Below are 6162 nucleotides of genomic sequence, written 5' to 3' on the forward strand. Positions count from 1 at the left end.
AAGATTTATATAGTAATTCTGAAAAAGATAAATATATATCAATAAATGCTGATAAGGAAGATATAGAATCATTTATAAATATATTAAATGACTTTTCTGTTAATGGTTCTGAGTATGATTTAGCTGATATGTGTGATGATGAAACTATTAATAATATTGCAAAAAAGACAAAATATATAGCAAATGAAATGTCAAAATTTATAAATTAAAATTTAACATATAGACTTTACATAATTTTTTTATTAAAAGTTTTATTTTAATATATTGAGATTTTTACATTTAAATATACAATATATATATAATAAAATCAGGAGTATATATGAGTATAGGCTCTAGCAGAAGCAAATTAGAAGATGGAATAAAATTTTTTAGAAATGAAAATTATAAAGAAGCCATAGATTCATTAGAAAAAATTTTCTCAGAAAAAAATGATGTGGAATCAGGATACCATTTAGCATTAGCCTATGCACAAATTCAGGATTATGATAATACTCTTGAAGTATTCGACAAAATAATGAGAAGATTGGATAATCCTCTTAGGCTTATGCAGGCACATATTATTGTCGGATATATTTATGCAGTAAAAGAAATGTATGATCTTGCCGAATTTGAACTTATAGATGCTTTATCATCTGGAGTGGAAAATACTCAAATACATGCGGCATTAGGATATGTTTATTATAAAAAGGGAAATATAAGAAAAGCTATAGAACATCTAAAAAAAGCAGTAACTCTTGATCCTAAAAGTGCCAATGCTAGAAACTCGCTTGGCTTTATTTTAGCAGATACTGGTACAGATGTAGAAGAAGGAATAGAAGAGATAAAAAAAGCTATAGCAATAGATCCTAATAATCCTGCATATTTAGATTCTTTAGGATGGGCATTTCTTAAAAAAAATGATTTGGTACATGCTAAAGAATTTTTAACTAAAGCATTTGAATTGGCTCCAACAAACAGAGATATTAAAGAACATTTACTTCAGTTGGATCAAGCATCATATAAAAAATAAAATCTTAATTTAAAGGAAGTCTATGAAATACATCATTACAATTATTTTTTTAATTTCAATATCTTTATACGCAGAATATGATTTTCAATATACAGGCAGTATTATAATAAAAAGAGACGGCAAAGATATTAATACAAAAGGATTAGATAAAGTAAATGACAATGATATTATAGAAACTAAAAAGAAGACTTCAGCGGAAGTAAAAATAAAAAATAAATATTATTATATAGCTCAAAACAGCAAAGTAAAAATTACTGAAAAAGGTGCTGAACTTATAAGCGGAGCAGTTTATACTAGAAATAATAGCTTTGATTCTTTAAAAGATTTTGAAGTTTATGACAGCAATTTGCAAATATATGCTGATCCTTTCCCATTTTATGCAGGAAAAGTTTCAACTATATTCATAACATCTAAGGATGATATAAAAATAAAATCTTCAAAACTTTTAGGAAGTGCAAGACCAATAGTGAAATTTTTTGAAGTTAAAGATGCTGATGAAAAAATGAAAGTATATAAAAGCATATTCGGTATATATGTAGGTGCTCAGGATGAAAAATATCAATTTGTTTCAAATATAGAATTGAATGATAAAACAGTTCTTGATGTAGCTTTAAACATAAAACTAGATTTTACTCCTCCGCCTCCTAAGCCTAAGCAAATACCAGGTGTTACTTCAACTATGAAAAATATTATAAGTAATCCTCAAAAATCAAAAGAAGAAAGAGAATTGTTAAACGGCAAAATTTACGTAAGCTATACTCCTACTAATTATGCTGATAAAGTTTATATAATGCCTTCTCAAGGAAGATATTCTTCAGGATTCGGAGCATTCAGAGGATATACAAAAGACTATGCTAGATATCATCAAGGATTTGATATAGCAAATACAAACGGTACTCCTATAATTGCTGCAAATAATGGAGTTGTAAGAGTATCAAGAGAATTATTTGTACGCGGAAACTGTGTTGTTATAGATCATGGAGAAGGAGTATACAGTTCATACTTCCACATGTCAAAATTAATAGCAAAAGAAGGACAGTATGTTAAAAAAGGAGAAGTTATAGGACTTATAGGTTCTACAGGAATGTCAACAGGTCCTCATTGTCATTGGGAGATGAGAGCCGGAAATATGACTTTTGATCCTTTAAGCATATTGGAAAAACCTGTTTCATTTAATACTAAAGTTCTAACTAAAATAAAATAGCTAGGATAAAAAATAATAAATGAAAATAAAAGATAAGCCAATAATAAATTCAGAAAATGTACATCAAATAGAACCTTTTTTTATTAGATATTTAACTATTATAAGTTCTTTAATTCTTATAATATTGTTTATTTTTTTCTTTGGTACAAACAGATTAAATGAAGAATACAATATTATAAATATTTGGAATAAATCTGTTTCTTCGATAGAATCTCCGTCGCATGATAATAATTTTAATATAGACGGAATATTTAAACATAATTTTTTCACTCAGCCGGAAGGAATTATACATTATTTCGATTTTAACGGAGATACAATATACAGCACAAATTTATCTAGAGGGGAATTAGCAACATTAAATAATGAAAACTTTATTATATATAAAAGGTATGGCAATTATATAGATGCTTATAATAATATGGGTATTATTATATGGCGTACAAATACATCCGTTTATCCGGAAATAGCTCCTTATGCTAAAAGAACTGTATACCATTCAAGCGACAATTCTAAAATACAAATGTTTGACTTTAATAATAATACATTAAGCAAACATATTCAATATGGAGAAATTATAACAGACGGTGCATTTGCCCTTAATACAGGTGATTATATAGCAGGATTTTCAAGCGGAGATATTGCATATATAAATAGAAATGGAAATTTAGATTTTGCTATATCTACAATATTAAGCGAAATAAATATAGTTAAATCAGTAGCTATAAGCGAATATGGAAGTTTTGCCCTATCTGTAAGCGGGATAAGGCCGGAATATATTACACTTTATGATGCTAAGGGAAGCACAATATGGTATTCAGACACACAATTGAATAGAAGACGTCATGTATCATCCTATGTGAGCGAAAGATCAATGACTGCATTTATGCTTGCCGACAGAGATATTGTTTTATACTCTTTAAACAAAGGAAAAGAAACGGGCAGAATTAATTTAGAAAAATATAATATGCAAAATGCTATTAATATGAAATTGAACAGTGAAACTAATTCTACAATTATGAGTGTATCAAAAGATTCTAAGAGTATAATTTTTGTATATGACAATAAATCTAAAGAAATAATATTTGAAAAACCTGTAAACGGATGGATTTATTACCTTGATATATCAAGCATACAAAATGAATATATGATAGTAAGCGACAAAATGATTTATACATATAAAAGGATAAAACTATGAAAAAATATATATTTTTATTATTTATTATATCATCAATTTTATTTGCAAGAATTCCTATAGATAATACAAGAATAAGAATAACAAGTACATTCGGAGAATTTAGAACAGATCATTTCCATAACGGTGTAGATTTCGGAGGAAGCGGTATGGAAATTTATCCTATACAAGACGGCGAAATAGTTTATTATCATGATGAATACGAAGACCCTACAAGACCTATATACGGAGTTGGAAATATACTTATGATAGAACATCCGGATAGCGTTAGAAGCTACTATTATCATATAGAACCAGGTACAATAGAAAAATCTTATGCAAAAGTAACAGAAAAAGATGTTGTAGCACTTACAGGAAACAGCGGAAGATCCGGAGGTGCTCATTTGCATTTAACAATAGAAAATATGAAGGAAGGATTAGTTATAGATCCATTGGAATATTTAAATATCACTAAAGGCTCAGAACAAGCACCTTTAATTCATGGTATATATTTGAGAACAGAAAACAGATTAATACAAATAAAAGATCAAATGTCTATGAGATATAATGGAGAAATCAAATTATTCGTTAAAGCTTATGATTTGCTTGGAAGCATTCCTATGGGACTAAAAAGAGTGAAAATATATATGAATGATGAATTATTGCGTGATTATGATTTTACATATTTTATAAAAAGAGATAATATTTACTATATATCTCCTAATTATACTTTTGAAGAAGTTTATGGTGTTGATTCACATTTTTATAGAGGCGGTAATTTTATTCCTAAAAGGGGAAAATATACATTCACAACAGAGGTAACTGATTTTGATAATAAATCTGTTATTTTAAGCAGAACTGTTAACTTCTATTAAAAAAATTATTATACATTAAATAGCATTTTCATTTATTATTGCTTTATATTAAATAATTACTTTGAAATTTGTAATTTAAATAAATTTGCTAATATTTCAATTTTTAGCTTTACTCAAAGTTAGTTTCTTACTTTATTGTTCGTACTTGTTTTTTATGATTAATTACTTATCATTTAAAATTATTTTAACACAAGTAGCATTTCATGGAAAAAATAAATTTGGCAAATGTATCAAAAATTACTTCTCCAAATCCTGTTGCAATAGTATGCACTAAAAAACCTGATGGAAACACTAATCTTACAACAGTGTCTTGGTATACTTATCTTTCTTATAATCCAAATATGATAGCTTATGCAATGGCTAGAAGTTCTTATAGCGGAGAAATGGTTCGTTTAAATAAAAAAGTTATAATTACCATTCCAAGCAAAAACATTAAAGAAGCTGTAATGGGCTGCGGAATGTATACGGAAGAGATACTGATAAAATAGAAAAATTTTCAATAGCAATGCAGGAAATTCCTACAAGCGATATAAAAATCCCGCTTCATAGTGCTGCTGCAATACAATGCAATTTAAAAGAATTTATTGAAACAGGAGATCATTATCTGTATATATGTAATGTTGAGGAAGTATATGCTAATAGTAAAGAAGAAGCAGTATTTGCTTGGGAAAGTTATAGTAAAATAGGAGCAGCTAAAGAAGCATAACTATCATAAACTTTTAAGATTTACATAATATTTTGAACTTATAAGCATTTTTTTATAATGCCATTAGTAATATTTCATACTAATGGCATTATATCAAAACTATATAGAGTAATTAAACTAAACCATAAGGAATCATTATGTCAGCAACTTTAACAAATCCTGCTATATTAGCACCTTTCAAATAATCACCTTTGAATCCATATTCTTCAGCAGTTTGATAACAAGTATTATGAATATTAGCCATAATGTTTTTAAGTTTGTTATCAGTATAATCGAATTCCCATTTATCCATAGAAGCATTTTGCTGCATCTCTAAAGCAGAAGTAGCAACTCCTCCGGCATTTGTAGCTTTTCCAGGTGCGAATAGTACACCGGCTTTTTGGAATACTTCAACAGCTTCAGGAGTAGCAGGCATATTAGCTCCTTCAGTAACAGATATGCATCCGTTTTTCACTAATGTTTCAGCACTCTTAGCATCAAGTTCATTTTGAGTAGCACAAGGCAAAGCAATATCGCAGGCAATATCCCAAATATTTCCGTTTTCAATATATTTAGCAGAAGAATGAGCATTAACATATTCTTTAATTCTTTTTCTTTCTACTTCTTTTAATCTTTTTACAGTATCTAAATTGATACCGTTTTCATCATAAATAACTCCGTTAGAGTCAGAACAAGCAACAACTTTAGCACCTAATTGAGAAGCTTTTTCCATAGCATATATAGCAACATTACCAGAACCTGAAACTACAACTTTTTTACCTTCAAAACCATTTTTACCATTAGTTTTAAGCATAAGATCAGTAAAGTATACAAGTCCGTATCCAGTAGCCTCTCTGCGTACTAATGAACCGCCGTATCCTAAACCTTTACCTGTTAATACACCAGGTTCAAATCTATTTTTTAATCTTTTGTATTGACCGAATAAATATCCAATCTCTCTAGCACCAACTCCTATATCTCCTGCAGGAACATCTATATCGTATCCTATATGTCTTTGAAGTTCTGTCATAAAGCTTTGGCAGAAACGCATAACTTCATTATCGCTTTTTGCTTTAGGGTCAAAGTGAGAACCGCCCTTACCTCCTCCTATAGGAAGTCCAGTAAGTGCATTTTTAAATATTTGTTCAAAACTTAAAAATTTAATAATACCTAAATAAACTGATGGGTGAAAACGAAGTCCGCCTTTATATGGCCCTA

General features: G+C 28.6%; 8 protein-coding genes. 7 read left to right on the top strand and 1 reads right to left on the bottom strand.

Translation table 11 applies throughout. The features are described 5' to 3' along the window. From Q0J90_RS10065 to Q0J90_RS10095, 7 genes are all read left to right on the top strand, one after another. The coding region (locus Q0J90_RS10065) for an imm68 putative immunity domain-containing protein (RefSeq protein ID WP_297277772.1) at positions 1–209 on the top strand (209 nt) is incomplete at its 5' end. Between the two features lie 110 nt (positions 210–319). Continuing rightward, the gene (locus tag Q0J90_RS10070; protein WP_297277773.1) at positions 320–1009 is read left to right on the top strand and encodes a tetratricopeptide repeat protein; all 690 of its coding nucleotides are present in this window, start codon (positions 320–322) and stop codon (positions 1007–1009) included. A gap of 22 nt (positions 1010–1031) precedes the next feature. Continuing rightward, complete coding sequence (locus Q0J90_RS10075; RefSeq protein ID WP_297277774.1) at positions 1032–2213, top strand: M23 family metallopeptidase; 1182 nt, start codon at positions 1032–1034, stop codon at positions 2211–2213. A gap of 19 nt (positions 2214–2232) precedes the next feature. Next, positions 2233–3408, top strand: coding sequence for a hypothetical protein (locus tag Q0J90_RS10080; RefSeq protein ID WP_297277775.1), 1176 nt, complete (start codon positions 2233–2235; stop codon positions 3406–3408). Then, complete coding sequence (locus tag Q0J90_RS10085) at positions 3405–4259, top strand: M23 family metallopeptidase (protein ID WP_297277776.1); 855 nt, start codon at positions 3405–3407, stop codon at positions 4257–4259. The genes Q0J90_RS10080 and Q0J90_RS10085 overlap by 4 nt, the downstream gene beginning before the upstream one ends. Positions 4260–4462: 203 nt before the next feature. Then, entirely contained in the window at positions 4463–4747 is a 285-nt protein-coding gene (locus tag Q0J90_RS10090) for a flavin reductase (protein ID WP_297277777.1), read from the top strand. Positions 4748–4764: 17 nt separating this feature from the next. After that, positions 4765–4965: a flavin reductase family protein gene (locus Q0J90_RS10095; protein ID WP_297277778.1), complete on the top strand. Its 201-nt coding sequence runs from the start codon at positions 4765–4767 to the stop codon at positions 4963–4965. A gap of 112 nt (positions 4966–5077) precedes the next feature. On the opposite strand, the gene gdhA is transcribed toward Q0J90_RS10095, so the two are convergent. Then, the coding region (gene gdhA, locus Q0J90_RS10100) for an NADP-specific glutamate dehydrogenase (RefSeq protein ID WP_297277779.1) at positions 5078–6162 on the bottom strand (1085 nt) is incomplete at its 5' end.

Origin of the sequence: uncultured Brachyspira sp., assembly GCF_944390595.1 — a bacterium.
Classification (GTDB): Bacteria; Spirochaetota; Brachyspiria; order Brachyspirales; family Brachyspiraceae; genus Brachyspira.

What these genes read in the sequence shown, in the direction of transcription:
- Q0J90_RS10075 (WP_297277774.1), top strand. Translation starts at nt 1,032, where the DNA reads ATGAAATACATCATTACAATTATTTTTTTAATTTCAATATCTTTATAC.
- Q0J90_RS10095 (WP_297277778.1), top strand. Translation starts at nt 4,765, where the DNA reads ATGCAGGAAATTCCTACAAGCGATATAAAAATCCCGCTTCATAGTGCT.
- Q0J90_RS10090 (WP_297277777.1), top strand. Translation starts at nt 4,463, where the DNA reads ATGGAAAAAATAAATTTGGCAAATGTATCAAAAATTACTTCTCCAAAT.
- Q0J90_RS10085 (WP_297277776.1), top strand. Translation starts at nt 3,405, where the DNA reads ATGAAAAAATATATATTTTTATTATTTATTATATCATCAATTTTATTT.
- Q0J90_RS10080 (WP_297277775.1), top strand. Translation starts at nt 2,233, where the DNA reads ATGAAAATAAAAGATAAGCCAATAATAAATTCAGAAAATGTACATCAA.
- Q0J90_RS10070 (WP_297277773.1), top strand. Translation starts at nt 320, where the DNA reads ATGAGTATAGGCTCTAGCAGAAGCAAATTAGAAGATGGAATAAAATTT.